The 22,476-nt window shown below is 67.0% G+C and carries 26 protein-coding genes; 9 read left to right on the top strand and 17 right to left on the bottom strand.

The window, feature by feature from the left end; all coding sequences use genetic code 11:
* Positions 1–10: 10 nt before the first annotated feature.
* The 3 genes from FJU31_RS05890 to FJU31_RS05880 form a co-directional block, all read right to left on the bottom strand.
* Entirely contained in the window at positions 11–1,462 is a 1,452-nt protein-coding gene (locus tag FJU31_RS05890; RefSeq protein WP_150453915.1) for a DUF2271 domain-containing protein, read from the bottom strand.
* Positions 1,463–1,574: 112 nt separating this feature from the next.
* Positions 1,575–2,480, bottom strand: coding sequence for an EF-hand domain-containing protein (locus tag FJU31_RS05885; protein ID WP_150453914.1), 906 nt, complete (start codon positions 2,478–2,480; stop codon positions 1,575–1,577).
* A 30-nt stretch (positions 2,481–2,510) separates the two neighbouring features.
* Positions 2,511–3,308, bottom strand: a complete 798-nt coding sequence (locus tag FJU31_RS05880) for a DUF4198 domain-containing protein (protein WP_150453913.1) — start codon at positions 3,306–3,308, stop codon at positions 2,511–2,513.
* Between the two features lie 331 nt (positions 3,309–3,639).
* On the opposite strand from FJU31_RS05880, the gene FJU31_RS05875 reads away from it, so the two are divergent.
* The 5 genes from FJU31_RS05875 to FJU31_RS05855 all read left to right on the top strand — a co-directional run bounded on the left by FJU31_RS05875 (position 3,640) and on the right by FJU31_RS05855 (position 7,996).
* Positions 3,640–4,674: a YeiH family protein gene (locus FJU31_RS05875; protein ID WP_150453912.1), complete on the top strand. Its 1,035-nt coding sequence runs from the start codon at positions 3,640–3,642 to the stop codon at positions 4,672–4,674.
* A gap of 15 nt (positions 4,675–4,689) precedes the next feature.
* Complete coding sequence (locus tag FJU31_RS05870) at positions 4,690–5,568, top strand: LysR family transcriptional regulator (protein ID WP_150453911.1); 879 nt, start codon at positions 4,690–4,692, stop codon at positions 5,566–5,568.
* A 45-nt stretch (positions 5,569–5,613) separates the two neighbouring features.
* A complete protein-coding gene (locus tag FJU31_RS05865) occupies positions 5,614–5,940 on the top strand; it encodes a TetR family transcriptional regulator C-terminal domain-containing protein (protein ID WP_150453910.1) in 327 nt (108 codons plus the stop codon).
* Positions 5,941–6,039: 99 nt separating this feature from the next.
* Positions 6,040–6,723, top strand: coding sequence for a type 1 glutamine amidotransferase domain-containing protein (locus FJU31_RS05860; RefSeq protein ID WP_150453909.1), 684 nt, complete (start codon positions 6,040–6,042; stop codon positions 6,721–6,723).
* Between the two features lie 346 nt (positions 6,724–7,069).
* A complete protein-coding gene (locus tag FJU31_RS05855; protein ID WP_150453908.1) occupies positions 7,070–7,996 on the top strand; it encodes a GAF domain-containing protein in 927 nt (308 codons plus the stop codon).
* Between the two features lie 122 nt (positions 7,997–8,118).
* On the opposite strand, the gene FJU31_RS05850 is transcribed toward FJU31_RS05855, so the two are convergent.
* The 4 genes from FJU31_RS05850 to FJU31_RS05835 form a co-directional block, all read right to left on the bottom strand.
* On the bottom strand, positions 8,119–8,670 hold the full coding sequence (locus FJU31_RS05850; RefSeq protein ID WP_150453907.1) for a cysteine hydrolase family protein: 552 nt from the start codon (positions 8,668–8,670) through the stop codon (positions 8,119–8,121).
* A gap of 202 nt (positions 8,671–8,872) precedes the next feature.
* Positions 8,873–9,532: an NAD(P)H-binding protein gene (locus FJU31_RS05845; RefSeq protein ID WP_150453906.1), complete on the bottom strand. Its 660-nt coding sequence runs from the start codon at positions 9,530–9,532 to the stop codon at positions 8,873–8,875.
* 148 nt (positions 9,533–9,680) lie between these two features.
* Positions 9,681–10,484, bottom strand: a complete 804-nt coding sequence (locus tag FJU31_RS05840) for a DNA-formamidopyrimidine glycosylase family protein (protein ID WP_150453905.1) — start codon at positions 10,482–10,484, stop codon at positions 9,681–9,683.
* Positions 10,477–11,241, bottom strand: a complete 765-nt coding sequence (locus FJU31_RS05835) for a DUF72 domain-containing protein (RefSeq protein WP_150453904.1) — start codon at positions 11,239–11,241, stop codon at positions 10,477–10,479. The genes FJU31_RS05840 and FJU31_RS05835 overlap by 8 nt, the downstream gene beginning before the upstream one ends.
* A 171-nt stretch (positions 11,242–11,412) precedes the next feature.
* Here FJU31_RS05835 and FJU31_RS05830 point away from each other — a divergent pair, with 171 nt between their 5' ends.
* On the top strand, positions 11,413–11,814 hold the full coding sequence (locus FJU31_RS05830) for a response regulator (RefSeq protein ID WP_150453903.1): 402 nt from the start codon (positions 11,413–11,415) through the stop codon (positions 11,812–11,814).
* A gap of 120 nt (positions 11,815–11,934) precedes the next feature.
* Here the strand turns inward: FJU31_RS05830 and FJU31_RS05825 are convergent, their stop codons facing one another.
* From FJU31_RS05825 to cho, 4 genes are all read right to left on the bottom strand, one after another.
* Positions 11,935–12,264, bottom strand: a complete 330-nt coding sequence (locus tag FJU31_RS05825) for a hypothetical protein (protein ID WP_150453902.1) — start codon at positions 12,262–12,264, stop codon at positions 11,935–11,937.
* Positions 12,261–13,424 (bottom strand): zinc-dependent alcohol dehydrogenase, encoded by a 1,164-nt coding sequence (locus tag FJU31_RS05820; protein WP_150453901.1) that lies wholly within the window; start codon positions 13,422–13,424, stop codon positions 12,261–12,263. The genes FJU31_RS05825 and FJU31_RS05820 overlap by 4 nt, the downstream gene beginning before the upstream one ends.
* Before the next feature lie 99 nt (positions 13,425–13,523).
* A complete protein-coding gene (locus tag FJU31_RS05815; RefSeq protein WP_425473636.1) occupies positions 13,524–13,976 on the bottom strand; it encodes a DUF421 domain-containing protein in 453 nt (150 codons plus the stop codon).
* Positions 13,977–14,078: 102 nt separating this feature from the next.
* Entirely contained in the window at positions 14,079–14,936 is an 858-nt protein-coding gene (gene cho, locus FJU31_RS05810) for an excinuclease Cho (protein WP_150453900.1), read from the bottom strand.
* 181 nt (positions 14,937–15,117) lie between these two features.
* On the opposite strand from cho, the gene FJU31_RS05805 reads away from it, so the two are divergent.
* Both FJU31_RS05805 and FJU31_RS05800 read left to right on the top strand, forming a co-directional pair.
* Positions 15,118–15,504: a sensory rhodopsin transducer gene (locus FJU31_RS05805; RefSeq protein ID WP_150453899.1), complete on the top strand. Its 387-nt coding sequence runs from the start codon at positions 15,118–15,120 to the stop codon at positions 15,502–15,504.
* A 96-nt stretch (positions 15,505–15,600) separates the two neighbouring features.
* Positions 15,601–16,467 (top strand): SDR family oxidoreductase, encoded by an 867-nt coding sequence (locus FJU31_RS05800; RefSeq protein ID WP_150453898.1) that lies wholly within the window; start codon positions 15,601–15,603, stop codon positions 16,465–16,467.
* Positions 16,468–16,606: 139 nt separating this feature from the next.
* Here the strand turns inward: FJU31_RS05800 and FJU31_RS05795 are convergent, their stop codons facing one another.
* From FJU31_RS05795 to FJU31_RS05770, 6 genes are all read right to left on the bottom strand, one after another.
* Positions 16,607–17,296, bottom strand: a complete 690-nt coding sequence (locus FJU31_RS05795; RefSeq protein ID WP_150453897.1) for a glycosyltransferase family 2 protein — start codon at positions 17,294–17,296, stop codon at positions 16,607–16,609.
* The gene (locus tag FJU31_RS05790; protein WP_150453896.1) at positions 17,293–17,880 is read right to left on the bottom strand and encodes a class I SAM-dependent DNA methyltransferase; all 588 of its coding nucleotides are present in this window, start codon (positions 17,878–17,880) and stop codon (positions 17,293–17,295) included. The genes FJU31_RS05795 and FJU31_RS05790 overlap by 4 nt, the downstream gene beginning before the upstream one ends.
* Positions 17,877–18,629, bottom strand: a complete 753-nt coding sequence (locus FJU31_RS05785; RefSeq protein ID WP_150453895.1) for a PIG-L deacetylase family protein — start codon at positions 18,627–18,629, stop codon at positions 17,877–17,879. The genes FJU31_RS05790 and FJU31_RS05785 overlap by 4 nt, the downstream gene beginning before the upstream one ends.
* Positions 18,617–19,555 carry an acyl-CoA/acyl-ACP dehydrogenase gene (locus tag FJU31_RS05780; protein WP_150453894.1) on the bottom strand — a complete coding sequence of 313 codons (939 nt, stop codon included), beginning with the start codon at positions 19,553–19,555 and terminating at the stop codon, positions 18,617–18,619. Before FJU31_RS05780 ends, FJU31_RS05785 begins: the two co-directional genes overlap by 13 nt.
* 135 nt (positions 19,556–19,690) lie before the next feature.
* Positions 19,691–20,482: an exodeoxyribonuclease III gene (locus FJU31_RS05775; protein ID WP_150453893.1), complete on the bottom strand. Its 792-nt coding sequence runs from the start codon at positions 20,480–20,482 to the stop codon at positions 19,691–19,693.
* Positions 20,483–20,575: 93 nt separating this feature from the next.
* Complete coding sequence (locus FJU31_RS05770; RefSeq protein ID WP_150453892.1) at positions 20,576–21,472, bottom strand: SDR family oxidoreductase; 897 nt, start codon at positions 21,470–21,472, stop codon at positions 20,576–20,578.
* Positions 21,473–21,578: 106 nt separating this feature from the next.
* Here FJU31_RS05770 and FJU31_RS05765 point away from each other — a divergent pair, with 106 nt between their 5' ends.
* A complete protein-coding gene (locus FJU31_RS05765; protein WP_150453891.1) occupies positions 21,579–22,397 on the top strand; it encodes a helix-turn-helix transcriptional regulator in 819 nt (272 codons plus the stop codon).
* Positions 22,398–22,476 lie beyond the last annotated feature (79 nt).

Genomic DNA, 22,476 nt, shown 5'->3' with positions numbered 1-22,476 from the left:
TGAGGTGTGGCTAGGGCCTGGAGACCTGCAGGGTGCCGATCTCGCTGCTGCCCTGCGCCTTCGCAGGAAGACTGCTGTCCTGGCCGGTATCGATCGGCAGGGACAGGAATTCGTGACCCCCACCCTGCCGAGCGGCCTCGACCTGCACGCGGTACGCACCACGCGGCAGTGCCTGGCCGCGATCATCGCGACCATCCCAGGCCACCGAATAGCGGCCAGGCATGCGGGTCGGCCGGGCGATACCCTGGATCGCCGGCAGATCATCGCGGCCGTAGCGGCGCCACCACTGCGGCAGATCCTGCAGGTAGCGCGAGCGCTCGCCCAGCACCAGCAGCTGGCGCACCGGGCTGCCATCCTCGCGGGCGATCCACATCGCCAGGTACGGGGCGTGGTAACGCTCGCTGGCCAGGTTGGGTACCTGGTAATCGATGACCAGCTGCTCGGGTGCAGTGGCTGCACTGTCGGTGGCCACCAGCAAGGCCGGCCAGCGCTGCGAGGCGAAGGCGGTACCGGTATCACTCAGGATCAGTGCGGCGACGTCCGGCATCGCATCGGCCAGCTCCAGCCCGGAGCGGATCGGCATCACCGACAGCGCGGTGGCCAACGCATCGGCGCTGCTGGCATCGGGCGCCACCACCGTCGCCGACGGTGCGAACTGCATGGGCCAGCCCGACCATGGGTCGAGAATGTGGCTGTACTGGCGACGTCCCACCTTGTAGCCACGGGTAGCATGGCCGCTGGCAGCGATGGCCTGCGAGCGCAGCGCCACGGTGGCGAACACGGACCGGTTGTCACGCGGTGCGCGGGCATCGGCCACACCCACCGGCCGGGCCTGCCCTGCCACGCTGGCCTGCCAGTAACGGGCATCGCCGCCGATATCCAAACCGATCGCGGTGGCGGCAGGTGCTGCTGCACGTGCGGCGGCAAGGGCGCGATCGATGATGTAGCCCTTGGCGAGGGCATCGACATCGAACACCACCGCCTGCGGACGGGTCACCGGCTCGCGGTCATCAAGGCTGACTTCGGCACTGGCGGCAGCCGATGCCAATGCGCGCAGCTCCTCGCGCGTCGGCAGCACGCCGCTCTCCTGGGCCTGCCGCCAGCGCTGCGCCACCGTGCCGAGGCGGCAGCTGAAAAGCCCTTCGGTACGTGCGCGCCATTCCTCGCACAGACGCAGCACGGCGCGCAGATCGCGGGACAGTTGCTGGGGCCCGGTGGTGGCATTGAAGCGACTGAGCTCGCTATCCGCGCGCCAGCGGCTGAGCACGGCATCGAGTCGCTCGATCTCGGCCAGCGCCGCATGCTGGGCAGCAGCGGCCTGCACTGCAGGCGCGTCAATGCGCAGGTCGAGCGAGGTGCCGAGCACATCGTCGCGGTGCAGTTCGGCAGCGCTGGCGCTGCCCGCATGCAGTCCGCACAGCGTCACGCAGGTCACCAGCAGCAGGTTGGAAAGGGACGTCATCGAGGGCTCGATCAGGCATGGAGCCTCCCGGACCACCTGATGCAGGCGGCCCGGTCAGCAGAAAGAACAACGGTTGCAACGGCGGGTCACCCGCGCGGGGTGACCCGGGCACTCAACGGCGCGGTGCGGGTGCCGGCACCTTGGCGTCGGCCGCATCGACCACGCCATCCTTGTTGCGGTCGGCGGTTTCGAACAGGCGCTTGCCCGAGACTTGGTACTCGGCGAAGGTCATGTGGCCATCCTTGTCGCCGTCCAGCACGCCGAAGCGTACGTGCACCTGGCGGTCGCCGCCCGGGTCCAGCGCATCGATGCGACGGTCCACGCGGGCCTCGAACTCGGCCAGGTACTCATCCAGGCTCAGCTGGCCGTCGCCACTGCTGTCGGTGCGGGCGAACTGCGCATCGCGCACGCGCTGGTATTCGGCGCGGTCGACCTTGCCATCACCGTTTTCGTCGTACAGCTCCAGGAAGCCGGCCGCGGTGTGGCTGGTGGGCATGCCCAGGCGGCTGCGCTGCTGGTTGTCGAAGCGCTGCGCGCCGGCCGCGGTGTTCGCTTCGCGCTGCGGCGCGGCCTTGGTATCCGCGCCCTTGCTGGCCAGTGCCTTCTGCCCGCCCTGCCAGGTCTTCTCACCGGCGGCATCGAACTCGGCACGCGAGACCTGGCCATTCCTGTCGGTGTCCAGCGCAGCGAAACGGGTCTTGGTCTGCTCGACCTGGGCGGCGCGTTCGCGCTCGATCTCGGCGGCCACGCGGGCATCGAACTCGGCCACGTACTCGGCTTCTTCGATGGTGCCGTTCTGGTCGGTATCGGTGGCGTCGAAGCGGTTGCGGCGGAAGGTTTCGAACTCTCCCCAGGTCACGCGGCCATCGCCGTTGTCATCGTGCTCGGCGATGAACGCCAGCACGTTGTTGCCGTGGCCGCCCACCAGCGGACGCGGGCCGGGCGCGGTCTGTGCGGAAACAGCGGAAGAAAGCAGCAGCGCGGCAACGCACGCACTGGCAAGCACGGTGGTTTTCATGTCGACCTCGAAGGCGGTGTTACGGGGAAATCAGGGATTCAGCACGCGGAACGAGAGCGTGATGCTGTTGCTGTACTCGGCCACCGGCGCGCCGGTGGGCGCAGCGGTGCGGTGGCGGGTCAGCGCGATAAAGGTGCCGGCTGCGGACAGCGGCAGGCGCACGTGCCCGGCGGCATCACTCTTCAGGTTGACCACCTGCGGCGTGCGGTCCGAGCTCCACACCGCCTCGGTGACGTCCACGGCCTGGTCGGCCAAGGGCTTGCCGTCGTACTGCACGATGAAATCGAAGGTCTCACCCACGTACAGATCGTTGGGATGGGAGACCGGCACCAGCTCCACGCCCTTGTTGCGCGGCGCCAGCGCGGCGCGGTCGGGATTGCCGACGGTGACGTAGCTGTCGGCCTGGGTGAGCGACTGGAAATCGGAGATCACCTTGCCACCGGTCGGAATCTTCACCGCCGGATCGCGCGAGCTCTCGCGCTTGCCATTCTGTTCCCAGGTGCGGAACAGCGCGCCCAGGCGCGGGCCGGTGCTGAGGCGGTAAGTACCCGTCCCTGCTGGCAGCGTGTACTCGGCCACGGTGCGGGTCTTCATCACCTGAGAGGCCAGCGGCGCCTGCTTGCCGTCGGGGCCGGTCACGGTGAACTGGCTGTCATCGAACGCGGTTTCAGGAACGAAGAAGGTCTCGGCGAACGAGGCGTCCACGGCAACGGTCTGCCCTGCCCGCGGCGCGAAGTTGCTGGGCACCAGGTAGGGCGTATGGGCGTGTGCCGGCAGGGATGCAGCCATCGCCAGCGCGGCGACGGCGAGCAGGGAAAGAGTCTTCATGGGGCCTTCGTGTCGGTGAGCGTGGGCGCTGGCGAGACGAAGGTCCGGGGCTGGCGGACGGAATGCTATGCCAAATAAGATTGGTTATCAATTAGTGAAATCTGCCGAAATGTATCACCGGGCATCGCAGTTCACCGGCACCCCTCGGCGCACGTTCCCGAGGGCGACCATCGTGCGCTGTGCTCGCCGGATCGGGGGGGCGTTGCCGATGGTCAGCGCCGGTCCGCTTTCGCTGCCATGCCATTTCGATATGAGATGGCTGCATTATTTGTATTGGATGCATGGATCGTGGACGACCACACTGGCCATCCCAACCCACGCAGCTGCTGAAATGGACCGCCCGCTCTCCCGCCCCCCGTCCTGGATCCTGCATCATTACGCCGGCCTGCTGCTGACGGCCGCCGTCGCCGCCGTCGCGCTCGTACTTGGGCACTGGCTGCCACTGGCCGGTGGTCCGGTGTTCGGCATCGTGCTCGGCATTGTGGTGAAGATCCTGCTTGCGCCCGGCAGCCGCTTCGATGCCGGCATCCGCTTCGGCGGCAAGCAGGTGCTGCAGTGGTCGATCATCGCGCTGGGCTTCGGGCTCAGCCTGGGCGAGGTGCTGAAGACCGGCATGTCATCCCTGTCGGTGACGCTGGTGACGATGTCGGTGGCTTTCGTCAGTGCCTGGCTGCTCGGCCGCTGGCTGCGCGTGGACGGCAGGATGACGGTGTTGATCGGCGTGGGTACGGCGATCTGCGGTGGCTCGGCGATTGCCGCGGTCACCCCCATCCTCAAGCCCGACGATCACGAAACGGCGCTCTCGATCTCAACCATCTTCCTGTTCAACCTGGTGGCGGTGCTGCTGTTCCCGCTGCTCGGCCACCTGATGCACATGAGTGACCTGGGCTTCGGCCTGTGGGCGGGCACCGCCATCAATGACACCTCGTCGGTGGTGGCCGCCGGCTACGCCTTCAGTGACCTGGCAGGCGGCTACGCGACCATCGTCAAGCTGACCCGCTCGACCCTGATCATTCCGATCTGTCTGGTGCTGACCGTGGCGATGGCGGCGCTGGCGAAGCGGGGCAGCAACATTGCAGGCGCTGCGGGCGGCTTCAATCTCGGCGCGATCTTCCCGTGGTTCATCCTGTGGTTCCTGGTGGCATCGGGCCTGCGCACCGCCGGCTGGGTGCCGGACGCCGCGCTGCCGCTGCTGCATACACTGGCCGAGGTGCTGATCGTGTTCGCGCTGTCCGCCATCGGCCTTTCCGCCAACCTGCGGCGCATGGCCGCCACTGGCGTCCGCCCCATCCTGCTGGGCCTGGGCGTATGGGTGGCCGTGGCGACCAGCAGCCTGGTGGTGCAGTACTTTATCGGGCAGCTCTGACCGAAACCCACGCGCATGAACCTCCATCACCTGGCCATCTTCCACGCCATCGCCGAGACCGGCAGCATCTCCGCCGCTGCGATCCGCGTGCGCGTGTCCCAACCGGCGTTGTCGAGGGAATTGAAGGATTTCGAGGGGCGTCTGGGAGTGATGCTGTTCGAGCGGCTTCCGCGCGGCATGCGGCTGACCGAACCAGGCAAGGTACTGCATGCCTACTCGGCGCGGTTGTTCGCCGTGGCCGACAGCGCGCAGGCGGCGATGCGTGATTTCGCCGATGCCCGCGCCGGGCAGCTGTCGATGGGCGCCAGCAACACCATCGGCACCTATGTGCTGCCGCGTTTCGTCGCGCAGTTCCGCACGTTGTTCCCGCAGGTGGGTATTTCCCTGTTCGTCGGCAACACCGGGCAGGTCGCGCAGGGCGTGGCCGACCTGCGCTTCACCGTCGGCTTCGTGGAGGGGCCGGTGCGGGTCGAAGGCGTGGTCGCCGAGGAATTCAGCCGTGATGAGCTGATTCCCGTGGTGGGTGCGCAGCATCCCTTGGCCCGTCGCCGACGCGCGAATCCGGCCGACATCAACGGACTGCCGCTGCTGATGCGCGAGCCGGGCTCGGGCACCCGCGAGCTGATCGCCGAGCTGCTGCGGGAACTGGACGTGCAGACCGGCAGCATCGTGGAGTTCGGCAATACCGAGGCGCTGAAGCAGGCCGCGATCCATGGCGGCGGCATTGCCTGGCTGCCCAGCATCAGCGTGGTGCGTGACCTGCAGGACGGCAGTGTGCTCCGGCTTCCGGTGCGGGCGCTGGGGCTGCAGCGACCGCTCAGCATCCTGCGTCGCGAGGGGGCCTATCAGGTGCCGGCGGTCGAGGCCTTCCTGCAGAGGGTGCGCAAAGGCTGATCTGTAGAGCCGAGCCCATGCTCGGCTGCAGGCCCTGAGTCGAGCATGGCTCGACTCTACAAAAGCTGGTCAAGCGCACGCGCCTGGGGTGGCCTGGCGGTGAAGCTGGGCGCCGAGGTGGCTGACCTCTCGCCGGCCATGCGTGCGGCCCTGCGCAGTGGCACGGCCGGCATCATCGAACGCCTGACCCGGGCGATCGAAGGCGGCCGGGCCGACGGCTCGCTGGCCAGCGACGGTGATGCCGCCGCGCTGGCACAAAGCCTCTACCAGCTCTGGCTGGGCGCCAGCATCATGGTCAAGATCGTGCGCGGCCCGCAGCCCTTCGAGAACGCACGGCTCAGCACCCGACAGATCCTGCATCCCTCACGCTGAGCGAGGGATGCATCCGACACACTCCCTGCGGAGTGTTTTTTCACAATCGACCGCTAGACGGCCGGTCTACTGCACCAACCCTCCAACAGGAGCACCACCATGAAAGTCCTCATCGTTCTGACCTCGCACGACCAGCTTGGCGATACCGGGCACAAGACCGGCTTCTGGCTGGAAGAACTGGCCGCCCCGTACTACGCCTTCAAGGATGCAGGCGCGGAGATCGTGCTGGCCTCGCCCAAGGGCGGCCAGCCGCCACTGGACCCGAAGAGCAACGAGCCGGCATTCCAGACCGAACTGACCCACCGCTTCGAAGCCGACGCCGACGCCAAGGCGCAGCTGGCCGCGACCGTGCGCCTGGACATCGTCAACGCTGCCGACTTCGACACGGTGTTCTACCCCGGCGGCCACGGCCCGCTGTGGGATCTGGCCAATGACGCCCACTCCATCGCGCTGATCGAATCGTTCGTTGCCAGCGGCAAGCCGGTCGGCCTGGTCTGCCACGCACCGGGCGTGCTGCGCCAGGTCAGGGCGCCCGATGGCAAGCCCTTGGTCGCCGGCAAGCAGGTCACCGGTTTTGCCAACACCGAGGAGGACGCGGTGGGCCTGACCAAGGTCGTGCCCTTCCTGGTGGAGGACATGCTGAAGGACCTCGGTGGTGACTACAGCAAGGGTCCGGACTGGGGTTCGTACGTGCGCCGCGATGGCCTGCTGGTGACGGGCCAGAACCCGGGCTCGTCGGCCGAGGCTGCCACGGTGCTGATCCAGGCCGTGACCCAGGCCTGAGCGAACTGCAGAAGCGGTCGGGTGCAAACACCTGGACCGCTTCACCTCTGCACGCAGGCGCACTCAGGTGAGCGCAGGCGCCGCAGATCGCGTGGTGGACCACGGCACGGCCATGATGCGACCGACTGCAGCCTCTGACGCCTGCGAACGCAGGTAACGTTCCAGGCATCGAGATCACCTGCCCGACAGCGAGGCCATCAGCAGCCTATCGTTTGTCAGTTTCGAGCGAGCCCGCGAGAGTGTGCAGGACATGCGCCGGGATGCACGCCGGGTGCGGCGATGGTTCATCCGTCGGGCGCGGGCGTGCTCTAGCATGAGCGAGAACCTCTGACTGCCCAGGATAACCATGACGGATCACTCTTCTGCCGCATTCAATGAAGCCGAACGCCAGCACGCGCTGGATGCGCTGCACGTGGTCGGCAGCCTGCCCGAGCCGGCCTACGACGATATCGTGAAGGTGGCGGCCGCCGTCTGCGGTACGCCGATGGCCATGGTGACCCTGATCGATCGTGATCGCCAGTGGTTCAAGGCCCGCATCGGCGTGGATGGCACCGAAACCGACCGCGACGTGGCGGTGTGCGACCACGCCATCCGCCAGCCTGAGCAGCTGCTGGAAGTGGGCGACCTGAAACAGGACAGCCGCTTCGTCGACAACCCGGTGTTGAACGAAATGGGGGCGCGCTTCTACGCGGGCATGCCGCTGGTCACCCGCGAAGGCGCAGCGGTCGGCAGCGTCTGCGTGGTCGACCTGACCCCGCGCTCGCTCAGCCAGGAGCAGCGCGAGGCGCTGCAGGCCCTGGCCCGGCTGACCATGACCCTGCTGGAAGCGCGCAGCCGCGAGCGCGAGCAGGAAGTGGCGACCATCCTCGAGCAAAGCCCGCTGGTGGAAGCGGCGCACGCCACCACCGGCACTGCCTGCACCGTGGTCATCCTCGAGCTGCAGGACATGGCCACGTTGGCCGAACAGATGGGCGAGCGCAGCCTGGAACGTCAGCTGCAGCAGCTGGACGTGGCACTGGAACAGTGCCTGGATGCCGGACGTGGCGACAGCATCAACCGGGTCACCGGCAGCGGCGAGTTCATCGCGGTGCTCGGCAGCAACCAGGCCGCCGCGACCCTGGCCGCCCTGCAGGCCGTGGCCGACGATGCTTCCTCGCGACTGCCGCGGCCGCTGCTGCTGGGCGCCGCCGGCGGTACCGGCGAGGAGAGCACCAGTGCGGTGTTCCTGCGTGCCGACCGTGAGCTGAGCGCGCGCAAGGACGAGCAGCGCTGAGCGAGGGTGAGTGTGTCCACCAAGGTGGGCATCTACCAGACGGGCTCATGGCCCTGCCCTGGTAGCCGCCAATCTTGGTTGGCGCGGGCACATCGACGGCCAGTGTATGCGTTGCGGACGGCCTACCCTGCCGCGAACGTGCAGTCTGCGCTGGCGACGAGGCTGACGAACGCCCCGCGCAGCGTGGCGTTGTGATGCTCGACGATGATCTTCGCCTCAAGCACGGGCGAATCGGTGGTGGTGTGCGCGTCGGCCACCAGCACCGCAGGGATGCCGAGGTCGCGCGCGGCGCGGCAGGTGCTATCCACGCAGTAGTCCGTCTTCATGCCGACGATGACCAGCTCCTCGACGCCGGCCGCCGCCAGCCGCTCGGCCAAGCCGGTCTCGAAGAAGCAGCTTGGCCGCCTCTTCTCGAACACGGTGTCGCGCGCGGGATCGATGGCGAGGTCGGCCAGCAGCTGCGACAGCGGGCTGTCGCTGACCAGCGGCGAGCCTGCGGGACCGACGTGGCGTGCGGCAAACACCGGGACACCGACGGCATGTGCGCGGTCGATCAGCGCATTGATGCTGGCCAGCACTTCGTCAGCGCGGTAAGGGCGATGCGCGCCGCTGAACAGGCCGTGCTGCATGTCGATGACCAGCAGGCCGCGGCGGGGGATTCCGGATGGGCTCATGGTGTTTCTCCTGTGGGGTGGACACGGACGGAGAAACATACGACCCCGTCCATGACTGGCGGGGTCCTGCGAGAGTGCGCTATTTCACGTCACGTAACGACCTCACGACCCGCCAGCGGCAGTCGTGGTGGTGGTGACGGTGGTGGTGGCGCGAAGGAGCATGCGCTCGATGCTGCGTCAGCGCGTTGTCGTGGTCAAGCCCTCATGCCGGCGACAGCGCCTGCAGCGCATCGAACACCGGGGTTCCGCCCTCGGTGAGTTCGATGATGCAACGCCGCAGCTGCGGGTGTTCGATCAATGCCAGCAGCGTGGCGGCGACGTCGGCGCGGGCGATGTTGGCGTAGGGGATGGCCAGCCCGGCCCGCACCCGGCCCGTGCCCGGTTCGTCGGTGAGCGTGCCCGGGCGCAGGATCACCCAGTCCAGCGGGCTTTCGGCCAGATGCACGTCGGCGCGTTTCTTCACCACCATGTAGTTCTCGAACGTATCCGACAGGTGCTTGCCGCGTCCGGCCTCCGGGAAGGCCGACACCAGCAGGAAACGCGGTACGGCAGCAGCCTGAGCCGCAGCCACGGCCAGTTCCAGTCCGCGTCCATCGATGGCGTCGGTCATCGACGCGCCGCCCTTGCCGCCGGCACCGGCTGAGAACACCACCACGTCGCAGCCCTGCATCTTCGCCGCCAGCGCGGCAACATCCAGCTGCAACAGGTCGCCCTGCACCGGGCGTGCGCCGAGCGCGGTGAGTTCGGCGGCCTGTTCCTGCGCACGGTGCAGTGCCAGTACGCGGTGGCCGCGTGCGCTGGCCTGCTGGGCCAATGAACGACCGACCTTGCCGGCCGCGCCGACGATGAAAACCTGGCTCATTCAAGCTCCTCTGGACTGACTGGAGTCCAGTGTGGAGTGCCGCGATCAAACGCAGCGTGATTGGCAGTCATGACGCTGCCTCACTCACCGAGACTCTCCATGCCCATCTGCATGCAGCTGCAACGCCACCGTGCTGACATGTCAGCCGTCAACGCGGAACCTTTGGGCGTGATCGCCGGGAAGATGCCGCCTGCTCTGTCGGCAGCGATGGAGCATCTGCAGGTCCGTACAGGCGCTGGCAGCCAGGGCAGAAGAACGTGCGGCGCTGCGTGGTCCCCATGTACAGTTTACTGATTGGCCCACCACAACCCGGGCATGCCTTCCGGGCGTGCACCTGCCAGTGCTTTTTGAGCTCGTGCCCACGCTTCCAGCGCAGGAAGTCGAAGCTATAATTGCGCGCCTCATCGATGAGGCGGGTCAGCACTCGGGGAGGCAGATCCCCTACCCGGCTCCCCGGATGCACGGCGATGCGGAACAGCACTTCATTCTTGATGATGTTGCCAACGCCGGAAAACACGGTCTGATCCAGCAGGGCATCGCAAACCAGGGCATCGGGCATGGCTTTCAGCTTGCGGCGCGCCAGGCGTGCATCCCAGGCGTCGTTCATCACGTCCGCCCGCCAATCATAGACATCGTCGAGAGGCTGCTCGATGAGCTTGACCGAGCACGCGTAGAAGTTCAATTCCTCTCTGTCGAACTGCAACGAAACCCTCGGAACGCCATCCTTGCGCTCGTTGATACGGTAGCTGCCGAACAGCATGAGGTGGATCCGCAGTGAGACGTGGCTGAACTCCAGCAGGAAATGCTTGCCCCAGCTGCGTACCGCCTTTATCCGTCGCCCTACCAGGGGCGCCAGGTCCACCCTGCTGTTGCCGCCGACATGGCGCACCGTCCTGCCCCTGAATCGAGCGGCCTCTTCGCGCAGGAGGACGATAGAGGGACCTTCAGGCATGCTGGTTCTCCTTCAGCAGGGTTTGCAGGCGCAGCGCATTGGGTATGGCGTGACCCTGCGCGGTGTTGTCCAGGATGATCCAGGCCGGACCCTGGCCGGCGGCTGCACCTGCCGCCTGGGCAAGCGCGCGCAGGTCACTGTGCGGGTAGCTGCTGTAGTACACGCGCGGTCGACCGTGCCATCGCCAGTAACTCCATTGGCGCGCGCCACCGGGCTCGGCCGCGCGGGGAACCCGCGCAGGATCGGCGGCGACGCGTGCGATGCCGTGACGTTCCAACAGTTCGTCAGCCGGCGCCGAGAACCAGCTTTCATGGCGGGGTTCGCAGGCCACGGCTACGGCCGTGCGATGCCGGACTGCCCGGAAGAAGGTCGATGCCACGCGGGCATCGAACGCCAGGCGCGGCGGCAGCTGCAGCAGTAGTACGCCCAGCCGATCGCCGAGGTAGTTCACTGCGTGCAGAAAAGGGTCAAGCAACGGCCCCGCCCCCCGCAGGCCGGCTTCGTGACTGATGGCCTGCGGCATCTTTACCGAAAAGCGGAAATGCGCGGGGACGGCCTGCGCCCATCGCGCGTAGGTCTCTGGTCTGTGCGGGCGGTAGAACGAAGAGTTGATCTCCACCCGCGAAAAGCGGGTTGCATAGCGCTGCAGTGCACTCTGACCCTCACCGAAGTCGGCTGCATGCGCGGACGGCAAGGACCACCCTGCGCAGCCTACGTGAATGGGTTCAAATGGCAAGGTGGGGGGCGCGGTCTGCATCAATCCAGCTTCCCGTACTCCCTGTCCTGCGGGGGTGAACCAGGCACGCGTCCCGCGTGAAGTGCTTCAGCAGAACAGCGCCTTCGCATGCCGCACACAGGGGGCAGGCACTGCCTTGATGCACGGAAGCGGACAGTACCTTCCTATAAGAGGTAATGAACAAGGTTCGGCATGCAGAAGTACGGAAGTGAACGGGTCCAGGAACAGTGCCTGTTGCTGGTGGAGGATCAGCTTGACCTGGCCGAGCTGGTCGAAGATGCGCTGTCCAGCGACGGAAGTACCATTACGCATGCTGAGAGCGTGTTCGAGGCATTGAGCCTGCTCCGCAACGGACAGTTTGACGCGGCCATTCTCGATATCGAGCTCGGCGACGGCGTGGTGTTCCCGGTTGCCGACCGGTTGGCAGAGCTGGGAGTGCCATTCCTGTTCGCGTCGGCAGTCTATGACCAGGTGGTCCCCGCTCGCCACCAGAAGGCCCGTTTCGTGGCCAAGCCCTTCCACATCCCGCAGCTGCAGGAAGCGGTCAACCAGACGCTCGCGCAGGGCCGTGCCGCGCGCCCGTCACAGCGCTGAGACTTCATACCCACCAAGGAACCCCTCTGATGAGCAAGCTGCCATTCAATCCCACGGGCGACGCCAGCGACCAGGACAAGGCGCATACGCCGGAGAGGCTGAGCTGCTTCGCCTCCGGCTTCAAAGCGCGTCGAACCAGCTCGCGTATGGCGTATTCTTCACCAGATAGCGGTTGTAGTCCTTGCCGCCATCTGTCCACCAGACCGGGCCGCGCTCGCCAAGGCCTCGCTTGGCCGCCTCCACCGCGCGGCGCGCACTGCGCAGCGCGGTCGACTCCCCACTCCTCATTGCGCCCTGCACCGCGCGCCGCGCGTCCATGAGAGCGGCAACCCACCGCGCACGCTCGGTGGCGGTGAGATTGGGGTTGGTCGCACGCCAGAGTCGGCCGCGTACCACGATGTAACGCTTGTCAGGGGTCAGCGGCGTAGCGCGCGCAGGATCGCCTGTCACGGGGTCAGCACGATCTTCCGGCAGTCATCGTCCTTTGCATCGAACATGGCATAGCCCTGCGCGGCGTCGGCCAGGCTCATCCGATGCGAAATGATGTTGCCGGGGTCCAGCTTGCCATCAAGGATGGCGGTCAGGAGCTCAGGCATGAGGCCCTGCACATGGGTCTGCCCCATCTTGAACGTCAGGCCCTTGTCGAATGCATCCCCCAGCAGGAAGCCGTGGATGAAGCCGGCATAGACGCCAGGAATACTGACGACGCCGCCACGGCGAGCGGCAGCAATGCACTGGCGGATCGCAACACCGCTGCTGCCTTCCAGCTTCACCGCGGTCAACGCAGTTTCAAGCGAGCTGCCCTCTGCCTCGAAGCCAACCGCCTCGATGCAGGCATCCACGCCTCGCCCGCTGGTCTGGCTGACGATGTAGTCGGCGGGATCGTCCACCTTGCTGAAATCGATGGGCGTGATGCCATAGGTGCGTTGCGCGAAATCCAGCCGATACGGCAGGTGATCGACCATGAAGATGGTTTCCGCACCCAGCAGGCGGCAGCAGGCAGCGCTCATCAGCCCTACCGGTCCTGCACCGAAGATGGCAACCGTCGAGCCCGCCTTCACCCCGGCGTTGAGCGCGGCCTGGTAGCCGGTCGGCAGGATGTCGGACAGAAACAGCACCTGCTCGTCTGCCACGCCTTCGGGAATGCGCAGTGGACCGACGTTGGCTTTGGGCACCCGCACGAACTCCGCCTGGCCCCCAGCGACCCCACCGTAGAGGTGGCTATACCCAAACAACGCGGCCGGCGGCATCAATCCCTTCGCATTGAGCGCCGCCCCTTTGCCGGGGTTGGTGGTCTCGCATGCGGCGTACTCCGCCAGCTGGCAGTGGAAGCATTCACCACAGGCAATCACGAACGGGATGACCACGCGGTCGCCAGGGCGTACCTGGGTCACGCCCCTGCCAACCTCTTCCACGATACCCATGAACTCGTGGCCCAGCACGTCGCCGCTGTGCAGGTCGGGAATCTTGCCCCGGTACAGGTGCAGGTCGGAGCCGCAAATGGCGGTGGCGGTCACCCGCAGGATGAGGTCATCCTCGGCAGCGAGTACCGGATCGGGTACGGTCTCAACGCGGACATCCTTGCGGCCGTGATAGGTCAGCGCCTGCATCATCGTTCTCCTGCCGTTGGGGGCTGCAGCATCGCATGGCCACCGCTGTGCCGGCGGTGACCTTGCCGTGTGCGGCGTGTGCATTCCGCTGCTGCGGCTTCAGCGGTCTTCAGCATCCACGGTGATCTCTCCCGAGGTCTCCAGCATGGCCAGTTCGATCTGGTGATGGCCATCGCAGCCTGCCTTGCGCATGGCCACATCCAGGTCCTCCGGCGCTACGTTGCAGCGGCGCAACTGGTCCCAGAACACCTTGCCGTTGCGCACCAGCACGACCGGCGCGCCCTCCACCCAACGGTGCAGCCGACGATTGCGCGCGGTCAAGTAGCCGACCAGCCAGTTCAGACCCAGCAACGTGGCCGCAAGGATGAGCCCGCCAAGCAGCGAGGTGTCCTCGCCGATCAGCGAGTTCTGCACCGCCGTGCCGAGCAGGACAATGACCAGCATGTCGAACGGTGCGGACTGCCCGATCGATCGCTTGCCACTGAGGCGCGTCAGCAGCAGCACCACGACGTAGACGGCGGTGGCCCGTAGTACGAACTCGAACCACGGCATGCCCAGCTCGAACAGATCGGTCACGGTTTTCTCCCTGCATGGCCTGCCCGGAGGGATACAGAACAGGTCGTCCACGCTGCGTGACTCCGTCTGCCCGGCCTGTCACAGCGGGTGCAGGGCCCAGTGGCCCAAGGACAGCCCCTTGCGAAGGATGCGGTACGCGTCGCGATCGAAGACCGGATCACTGCGGCGCACGCGCCGGGCAGCGGCCAAGGTCTTCGCGCTGCCGTGATAGAACCATCCATCGACGACATGAAACTGCCGCATCGCTTCGCCGCGCTCCTCGATGGCCACCGGTCCGGCGTAGGGCCATTCGGCAATCTCCAGCAGCCTCAACGCGTCGGCCAGCCGTGTCTGATGCTCGGCCAGGGTCTCGCCGCCGCAGCAGGCACCGGCACACTGGCGCAGCATCGAGCGGAAGCACGGGCGTCCAGAGGGAAGCCGCTCCAGGCCCAGCAGCGAATAACACAGGCGGTTCTCATCCGCCACGCGGCGCAGCGATTCACGCGCGGCGCGGGCACTTGAGTAGATGCCGTACAGCATCGGCGTGGTCGTCAGATCCACCTCTGACGAGTTCACCACGCTGATCTCGCCCCGGTACAGACGCAGGCTGAATTGACGCGGCAAGCGCCGCAACAGGCGGTTGTACAGCGGGCGCTGTTCTTTCACCATCGCTGCCTCCAGCAGCTGCGCTCCCAGGTCCCCGGCCATCGGCAGATGACTGATGCGCTCGGACTGGCGCAGCATCGCAGCTTCCTCGGCCGTCCGTAGATGGTCCATCACGCGCGTGCGCAGGTTGATGCTCTTGCCGATGTAGAGCGGCAGGCCACCCTCGCGGCCGTGGAAGGTGTAGACACCGGGCTGTGCAGGCAGCGCCTGCGCCTGCTCGCGCAGATGCTCGGGAAACACATAGCCGGCGGCGCGGGCGGAACGGCGCGCGGCCTGCGCATTGGAAGGCATGAAGGGCAGCAGTCAGGTGCAGTGGAACCAGCGATGCATGATAGGCAAGCGCCGCAGGACCGCCAACGCGTAGCGGCGGACGCCACTGAACGCTTCACGTTGATGTCGTGGACACGTGCCATGCACGCCCCCGACGCGGGTGCCTCGACCACTCTGGTGGCCCCCCGTACGGAGAAGGACCATGACGCAGGACGAATCCGGCGCCCTCGGGCGCACGCGCTGGGCCATTGCCGAGGGCTATATCCCCAGCTGGAGCAACGGCCGGGAGCCCGAGCTGGAGAGCCACGAGACGTGCTGCATCCTCAATGCCGGCAGCACCGATGCCCGGATCAGCCTGATGCTGTACTTCGAGGATCGCGAGCCGCAGGGCCCCTACATCTTCACCGTTCCTGCCCAGCGCACCTGCCACAAACGCTTCAATGACCTGCAGGAACCGGCCCCGGTGCCACTGGGCGTTGGCTTCTCCTGCGTCATCCAGTCCGACGTGCCCGTGGTGGTGCAGCATACGCGCCTGGATTCGCGCCAGGCGGCGAACAGCATCATGACCACCATCGCGCACCCGCTGTGACCCACGCCGTGCACGCCCTGCCGACATTGCTGGGCCACGGCGTTTACTGCGGTGTGCCCACACTGGCAGTTCCCTTCCCCAGCAGAGGATGCACGCATGCCACTCCCCAATTACCCGAAGCCGCCGTTTAAAGCGCAGCAGCAGTCCTTCCCCGGCAAGACCAGCAAACTCGACCCGAAGCCGGACCACGGCGAACAGAGCTACAAGGGACACCGCCAGCTTGAGGGCAAGAAAGCACTCATCACCGGTGGCGACAGCGGCATCGGTGCAGCCGTGGCCATCGCCTATGCACGCGAAGGTGCGGATGTGGCGATCGCCTTCCTGGAGAGCGAGAAGGACGATGCTGCCGCCATCGGCAAGCTCATCCAGGAGGCCGGCCAGAAGGCGGTACTGATCCCCTGCGATATCAGTGACGAAGCGCAGGCCGAGCAGTTGATCCAGCGCGTCGTGAATGAGCTGGGCGGCTTGGACATCCTGGTCAACAACGCCGCCTACCAGCGCTACTACGAGTCGTTTGACGAGATCACGATGGACGACTGGCGCAAGACGTTCGATACCAATGTCCATGCGCTCTTCAACCTGACCCGCCTCAGCGTTCCGCACCTGAAGGACGGCGGCTCGGTCATCAACACCGCGTCGGTGAACTCGAAGAAGCCTACGCCCAACATCCTGCCGTACTCCGCCACCAAGGGCGCGGTGGCCAACCTCACGATCGGTCTGGCCGGACTGCTGGCCGAAAAGGGCATCCGGGTCAATGCGGTTCTGCCGGGCCCGATCTGGACGCCGTTCATTCCTGCTGGGATGGCCGCAGAAGAGGTTGAGAGCTTTGGCAGCCAAACCCCGTTCGGCCGCCCTGGCCAGCCCGCCGAGCTTGCGTCTGCCTATGTGATGCTGGCAGCGGACAGCGCCAGCTATACATCGGGCGCATTGCTGACCATCTCCGGTGGCGCTGTGACCCTTTAACCTGCTGCTTGCCTGCCGCAGGGCATTCCCTGCGGCGCAACCCCGCATGGGCTGGCGGGGCAGACGGCTGTTGCCCTGCGCTGCCAACCCCGGTGGAATGAGGTGACTTATCGACACGCAGCGGAAGTGCAGCCTTCTGTTAGCTCGCAAGGGAGAGCTGAGCAGGCGGCAAAGCCTCAGCCGCGGCCAGGCTGGCGAGATAATCGGCAAAGCCACCGACGGCGCGGCCTGACAGCCGGCCACTGGTGGTCACCACAGGCGCGCCAGCCCAGCGGATCGACGCACCCGACGCTTCAAGCCGACGCACCAGATCCACATCTTCGGCGCATCGCTTCGCTGCGAAGCCGCCTGCGCGCCGGTAAGCAGCGGCCGAGACACCGAGGTTGGCCCCGTGCACGCGACCATGCCCCTCACCCCAGCGCTCACTGCGCTGGAAGCAGCTGCGCAGCCACGCCTGCTGCGGCGCCACTGGGCAGAGATCGACGACGCCACAGAACACGTCGGTGCCAGCGCCACGCTGGGCCACCAGCCAATCGGGCGGGACTGCGCTGTCTGCATCGGTGCTGGCCAGCCACGCGGCGCCGCGCTCGACCAGCACGGCCGCCGCGGCCGCGCGCGCAGCGCCTACGCACCGCGCCTGCAGGCTGAGGACTTCGGTGGCCATCTGCGCACAGACCTCAGCGCTACCGTCCGTGCACGCATCCAGCGCGACGATGATCTGCACCGGTTCGCCTGCCAGCCCCGGATGCGCTGCAGCGATGGCCAGCGAGCGCAGGCACGCCGCCAGGTGCTCGGCCTCGTTGTGCGCCGGCACCAGCACGCCGATCATCTCAGGCCCTCGTTGCTGGCCAGCGAGAGTGGCCTGCGCGTCCAGCCCTGCAGGATGAAATCGCTGTCGCGGTAGCAGAACGCCTCCTGCAGGCCATGCCCGAGCCGTTCGTGCACCAGCGCGCTGCGACTGGCCCGGCCCGGGAACGACGGCAGCCAATGGCAGGCAACCAGCAGGCCGTCGTCCTTCATCGCGGCGTGCAGCCCATCGCGCAGTTCGACCAGTGCTTCCGGGCCCAGGTAGTAGCCCATCTCACCACACACGATCAGATCGAAACGACCGGCCGGCCACTGCTGCGGGTGCTGCGCGCAGTGCACCTGCACGTGCGGCAGATGGGCCAGGCCGCGGCGCGCCTGGAACGCCGCGCGCGGACTGATGTCGGTGGCCAGCAGTCGCTCACAGCGTCCAGCCAGGCGCTCGGTGAGAACGCCGTTGGAGCAGCCCAGCTCCCAGCCGCGCTGGAAGCTGGGCTGGGTCAGACTGGCCATCAGCAGGTCGCGCTTGCGCTCTTCGTACCAGCGGGTGCGGTAGCCGAACGGATCGTCGTTGGCGTGCAGGTCATCGAAGTAAGGCTGGGCGCTCATGCGAAGTAAACCTCGTGATTTCTATAGAAGCGGGTGAGTACATGGGCCGGCAGGATGGGCTCGGCGTGCAGGCGGGAGACATCGCCGGTCTGGGTGCGGAACTGCGCGATCGCCTTGCGCTTGTGCGCGGCGACGGCGGAAATGTCGAGCAGCTTCGGCTGCTCCCACGCCATGTGGGCGCAGCCGGGGTCCAGCCAGTGCCAGCCCCAGACGGGATATTCAAGACGCCTGCAGCCGGCCGCCCGTACCGCCCGGCAGGCGGCGCGGCCAGCCGCTTCATGATCGGGGTGACCATCGAAGCGCCACGGCGCCAGCACCAGGTCGTCTTCGCGCAGGGTCTGCCACAGCCAGTCTTCCAGGCCGGCTTCGTGGTCGGTGACGCCGCCATCGGCAATGCCAAGATGGACAATGGCGGCGGCATCGATGGACAGCGCACCCAAAGCGTCGCGCAGCTCTTCACGGCGTGCCTGGCGCAGGCGCTGCGGCGTCCACCAGCGCTCGCCCGGGTAGCAGGCCTCGCCGTCGGTCACCGCAACGACCTGCACCTCCAGGCCGATGCCTGCAGCCGCACAGAGCAGCCCGCCACACGCGAGCACCTCATCATCCGGATGAGGCGCGACCACTACCAGCCGGCGCACGCCTGCACAGAGTTCCGCCAGCGCAGTTTCAGGTTGTTGCCAGAGCCAGTCGCAGTGTTCCCACGCACGCTCGTCCGAACCCTGGCCGTGGATGGTGGCTACAGCGACCATGGCATCACCTGTCGGGCGCACTGCTCGCCCAGCCATTGCCAATCCTTGTCGGCGTGGCTCTGGCGCATGAACACCGTCAGGTCCGCCCAGCGCCGGGCATGGGCATCTTCCATGCACATCGGTGCGGGGCCAAGCGCGCGGCCGGCCAGATCGAGCACCTGCGTGGCGGCGCGCTCGACGACGCTGCGCACGCGTACCACCTGCACGCGGTGTGTCAGCTGCGGTGCCGCGTCGATGGCCATGGCCAGCTCGCGCAGCAGCGCCGCTGCCGGTGCCAGTGCCAGATCGGCCTTGCCCAGCAACCGCGCGCGCAGGCCCTCGCCACAGCCGTGCTGCATGCGCTCGGCCAGCGCTGTTGCCGCGCCGAACCATACTGCCGCGATCCCGGCGCCGCCGTGCCAGAAGCCCGGTCGTTCCAGGTAGCCATTGACCGGACCCACCGCTTCGGCCTCTGCGCCATCAAAGCGCACCGTGGTGGACGGCACCCCGGCCATGCCAGCGGCCGGCCACGGCTCGCCATCCATGCAGTGCCACTGCGATGCGTCCACCTTGTAAAGCTGCACGCCCGCCTCGCTACGCACGGTCACCAGCGCGGTGTCGACCAGATTGCTTCCCGAGCACCACGGCTTGTCGCCGCGAAGCCGGCCGTCGTGCTCCGCGCGCAAGGTGCAGGCCGGGCCCTCTGCCGCCCATACCGCCAGAAATTGTTCTGAAGGCACGGGCACGCGTAGTTCGTGCAGGATCGCGATTGCATCGTGATGGGCTTCAAGCACCTTGGCCAGGCACAGGTCTTCATGACCCAGCGCTGCCAGTGCACGCCAGCGTTCAAGGGTGCGCCCCTGGCCCGGAAGCGGAAGATCAGGCACCTGCAACAGGCGCTGCCTGGCGAGGTTGGACAACGGGGAAGGCAGGACAGGAGCGAGCATTTCATGGACGTCGCAGGGGACAGATCTGGAACGTAGGCCTTCCCCGGTCACGTTGCTGTCTTGCCGATGTATCCGCTGGATGATTGCCGTGGATAGGCATCATCACGGCCGCTGCCCAACGCTACGATGAAGCATTCAGATGCTGACCGTGATCCAGGTCGGCGCGTGATCGCTGGCCCTGTCCTGCAGGCGCACCCAGCGATCGACCCCGGCATCCTTCAGCCGCGACGCAAGCACCGGATTGAGCAGCAGGTGATCGATGCGCAGCCCGCGGTCGCGCTCGGCATGCTGGCGGAAGTAGTCCCAGAACGTGTAGATGATCTTCTCGCCGTGCACCTTTCGCAGCGCATCGGTCCAGCCCTGCGCCAGCAATCGCTCGAACGCATCACGGACATCGGGCTGGAACAGCGCGTCACGCTTCCACGCCTTGGGGTCATACACATCCAGATCAGTGGGGATGACATTGAAGTCGCCCATCAGCACCGCCGGGTGTGGAAGGTCGACCAGCGAACGGGCATGGTCCAGCAGGCGCTGCATCCAGCGCAGCTTGTAATCAAATTTCGGACCGGGCTGCGGGTTGCCGTTGGGCAGGTACAGGGCGCCCACGACGATGCCATGCACGGCCGCTTCCAGATAACGGCTCTGGCTGTCTTCGGGATCACCCGGCAACCGGCGACGGCTTTCAATCGGCATCGCATCGCGGGCAAGTACCGCGACACCGTTCCAGCGCGCCTCGCCGCACCAGATTGCGCCATAGCCCGCCTGCCCCAGCTCCGCCGCTGGAAACGCTGCGTCCGTGGCCTTCAGCTCCTGCAGCGCGACCACATCCGGTGCTTCACGGTCCAGCCATGCCAGCAGCTGCGGCAGCCGCGGGCCGATCCCGTTGACGTTGAAGGTGGCGATGCGCAGCGTTTTCCGACGTGGCATGGCGGAGGCCCCGGCTGGCCCAATGCACGATTCAAGGGTGGCCAGTATCCGCGCGGACAGATGCACGCGCGGTGCAGGGCCATTCACCCGTTGTCAGCGCCCCGCGCGGTAGTCCATCACCCGCAGATCCTGCAGCAGCGTCGGGCCACCCGGCTGCCAGCCAAGGCGTTGCTGCGTCAGTGCACTCGATGCCGGCAGGTCCATCCCGGCGAACAGCGCGAACCAGCCAAACATCGCAGCGGCCTCCTCCTGTGTGATGCTGCGCACCGGCACGCCCAGCCCCGTCGCCACCACTTCGGCGATACGGCGCGCACTGATGCCCTCCTCGGCCACCGCGTGGTAACGCTCACCCGAGCGACCGCGCTCCAGCGCCAGACAGTACGCACGGGCGACGTCGTCCACATGTGCAGCCGACCAGCGGTTTGCGCCTTCGCCCACGTAGGCGGCCACGCCCTGCTGCCGGGAAATATCGATGAAATAGCTGATCAGCCCTTGGCGGACGGCATCGTGCACCTGCGGCAGGCGCATCACCCGCACGTCCACACCAGCCTCCAGCAGCCTGTTGCCTGCGCGTTCGGAGGCGATGCGCGGGTTGCCGTGGCCCGGATTGAACACGGTCTCCACCGCCGGCTGGCCGGGCTCCGCTTCACCCATGCCGACGCCGGAGGTGATCAGCAACGGGCGCGCCGAACCCTTCAGCACCTCGCCCATTGCGCCGATCACCGCGGCATCCTGCTCGCAGTTGGCCGCAAAGCGGCTGAAATCGTGGTCGAAGGCGGTGTGGATCACCGCATCCGCCGCCTTGGCTCCGGCGCGCAGGCTGGCGAGGTCGCCCAGTTCGCCGTGCTGCACGTCGGCGCCCGCTGCACGCAGTGCCTCCGCACCCGCCTCCGATCGGGTCAGGCCGATGACCTGGTGGCCGGAAGCCTGCAGCTGTTGGAGTACGCGGCTGCCGATGAAGCCGGTGGCACCGGTCAGGAATACACGCATGAGGTCTGCCTCCACTGGAAAGTGGGCCCAGTATCCCGTTCGCCGCATCCTGTTAAAGTAGTGACGTTATACAGGTATAGCCACTGACAGGCAGGCGGTCACCGGCATGAACCAGCATTCGCTTGGCGAATTCCTCAAGAGCCGTCGCGCGCGGCTGGATCCAGCCAGTTTCGGCTTCGAAACCGGTCGCCGGCGCACCCCCGGCCTACGTCGCGAAGAAGTCGCGCAGCGCGCCAGCATCAGCCCGACCTGGTACACCTGGCTGGAACAGGGCCGTGGCGGCGCGCCGTCCGCCGAGGTGCTGGACCGCATCGCCGCCGCCCTGCGGCTGACCGACGCCGAGCGCGAACACGTTTACATGCTGGGGCTGGGCCGCCCGCCGGAAGTGAAGTACCGCAGCGGCGACAGCATCTCGCCGCGCCTGCAGCGGGTGCTGGACGCCCTGGCCTACAGCCCGGCGTTGATCCGCACCCCGACCTGGGACGTGGTCGCCTGGAACCACGCCGCCACGGTGCTGCTGACCGACTACGCGCAGGTGCCGGCCCGCGAGCGCAACATCCTGCGCTTCATCTTCAGCAACAGCCGGGTGCGCTCGGCGCAGGACGACTGGAGCAGCGTCGCCCGCTTCGTGGTGGCGTCGCTGCGTGCCGACGCCATCCGTGCCGGTGCCGAGACCGAAGTGGCCGAGCTGGCCGCCGAGCTCTCGGCCAGCAGCACCGAATTCGCCGCACTCTGGCGCAGCAACGACGTGGCCAGCGAGGGCGATGGCAGCAAGCGGCTCAAGCACCCGGAGCTGGGCCTGCTGGAGCTGGACTTCTCGACCTTTGCCGTGGAAGCGCGCCCGGACCTGTCGATGATCGTCTATACCGCGGGCAATGCGGAGACGCTGCAGCGGATCTCGGCGTTCATCGAGGCGCGCCGATAGCCGTAGAGTCGAGGGGGGGGGGGGGGGGGTGGCGCGGCGGGTCGGGGAGTCGGGCCCGCGAGCATCAAAACGCACGCAC

Origin of the sequence: Stenotrophomonas cyclobalanopsidis (assembly GCF_008710035.1) — a bacterium.
Classification (GTDB): Bacteria; Pseudomonadota; Gammaproteobacteria; order Xanthomonadales; family Xanthomonadaceae; genus Stenotrophomonas; species Stenotrophomonas cyclobalanopsidis.
This window is presented reverse-complemented; position numbering and strand designations above follow the sequence as displayed.

What these genes read in the sequence shown, in the direction of transcription:
- FJU31_RS05840 (WP_150453905.1), bottom strand. Translation starts at nt 10,484, where the DNA reads ATGCCTGAAGGTCCCTCTATCGTCCTCCTGCGCGAAGAGGCCGCTCGA.
- FJU31_RS05765 (WP_150453891.1), top strand. Translation starts at nt 21,579, where the DNA reads ATGAACCAGCATTCGCTTGGCGAATTCCTCAAGAGCCGTCGCGCGCGG.
- FJU31_RS05780 (WP_150453894.1), bottom strand. Translation starts at nt 19,555, where the DNA reads ATGCTCGCTCCTGTCCTGCCTTCCCCGTTGTCCAACCTCGCCAGGCAG.
- FJU31_RS05870 (WP_150453911.1), top strand. Translation starts at nt 4,690, where the DNA reads ATGAACCTCCATCACCTGGCCATCTTCCACGCCATCGCCGAGACCGGC.
- FJU31_RS05790 (WP_150453896.1), bottom strand. Translation starts at nt 17,880, where the DNA reads ATGAGCGCCCAGCCTTACTTCGATGACCTGCACGCCAACGACGATCCG.
- FJU31_RS05860 (WP_150453909.1), top strand. Translation starts at nt 6,040, where the DNA reads ATGAAAGTCCTCATCGTTCTGACCTCGCACGACCAGCTTGGCGATACC.
- FJU31_RS05850 (WP_150453907.1), bottom strand. Translation starts at nt 8,670, where the DNA reads ATGAGCCCATCCGGAATCCCCCGCCGCGGCCTGCTGGTCATCGACATG.
- FJU31_RS05820 (WP_150453901.1), bottom strand. Translation starts at nt 13,424, where the DNA reads ATGCAGGCGCTGACCTATCACGGCCGCAAGGATGTCCGCGTTGAGACC.
- FJU31_RS05795 (WP_150453897.1), bottom strand. Translation starts at nt 17,296, where the DNA reads ATGATCGGCGTGCTGGTGCCGGCGCACAACGAGGCCGAGCACCTGGCG.
- FJU31_RS05875 (WP_150453912.1), top strand. Translation starts at nt 3,640, where the DNA reads ATGGACCGCCCGCTCTCCCGCCCCCCGTCCTGGATCCTGCATCATTAC.
- FJU31_RS05835 (WP_150453904.1), bottom strand. Translation starts at nt 11,241, where the DNA reads ATGCAGACCGCGCCCCCCACCTTGCCATTTGAACCCATTCACGTAGGC.
- FJU31_RS05890 (WP_150453915.1), bottom strand. Translation starts at nt 1,462, where the DNA reads ATGACGTCCCTTTCCAACCTGCTGCTGGTGACCTGCGTGACGCTGTGC.
- cho (WP_150453900.1), bottom strand. Translation starts at nt 14,936, where the DNA reads ATGCCTTCCAATGCGCAGGCCGCGCGCCGTTCCGCCCGCGCCGCCGGC.
- FJU31_RS05805 (WP_150453899.1), top strand. Translation starts at nt 15,118, where the DNA reads ATGACGCAGGACGAATCCGGCGCCCTCGGGCGCACGCGCTGGGCCATT.
- FJU31_RS05885 (WP_150453914.1), bottom strand. Translation starts at nt 2,480, where the DNA reads ATGAAAACCACCGTGCTTGCCAGTGCGTGCGTTGCCGCGCTGCTGCTT.
- FJU31_RS05880 (WP_150453913.1), bottom strand. Translation starts at nt 3,308, where the DNA reads ATGAAGACTCTTTCCCTGCTCGCCGTCGCCGCGCTGGCGATGGCTGCA.
- FJU31_RS05830 (WP_150453903.1), top strand. Translation starts at nt 11,413, where the DNA reads ATGCAGAAGTACGGAAGTGAACGGGTCCAGGAACAGTGCCTGTTGCTG.
- FJU31_RS05845 (WP_150453906.1), bottom strand. Translation starts at nt 9,532, where the DNA reads ATGAGCCAGGTTTTCATCGTCGGCGCGGCCGGCAAGGTCGGTCGTTCA.
- FJU31_RS05785 (WP_150453895.1), bottom strand. Translation starts at nt 18,629, where the DNA reads ATGGTCGCTGTAGCCACCATCCACGGCCAGGGTTCGGACGAGCGTGCG.
- FJU31_RS05815 (WP_425473636.1), bottom strand. Translation starts at nt 13,976, where the DNA reads ATGCCGTGGTTCGAGTTCGTACTACGGGCCACCGCCGTCTACGTCGTG.
- FJU31_RS05775 (WP_150453893.1), bottom strand. Translation starts at nt 20,482, where the DNA reads ATGCCACGTCGGAAAACGCTGCGCATCGCCACCTTCAACGTCAACGGG.
- FJU31_RS05855 (WP_150453908.1), top strand. Translation starts at nt 7,070, where the DNA reads ATGACGGATCACTCTTCTGCCGCATTCAATGAAGCCGAACGCCAGCAC.
- FJU31_RS05865 (WP_150453910.1), top strand. Translation starts at nt 5,614, where the DNA reads ATGGCTCGACTCTACAAAAGCTGGTCAAGCGCACGCGCCTGGGGTGGC.
- FJU31_RS05770 (WP_150453892.1), bottom strand. Translation starts at nt 21,472, where the DNA reads ATGCGTGTATTCCTGACCGGTGCCACCGGCTTCATCGGCAGCCGCGTA.
- FJU31_RS05800 (WP_150453898.1), top strand. Translation starts at nt 15,601, where the DNA reads ATGCCACTCCCCAATTACCCGAAGCCGCCGTTTAAAGCGCAGCAGCAG.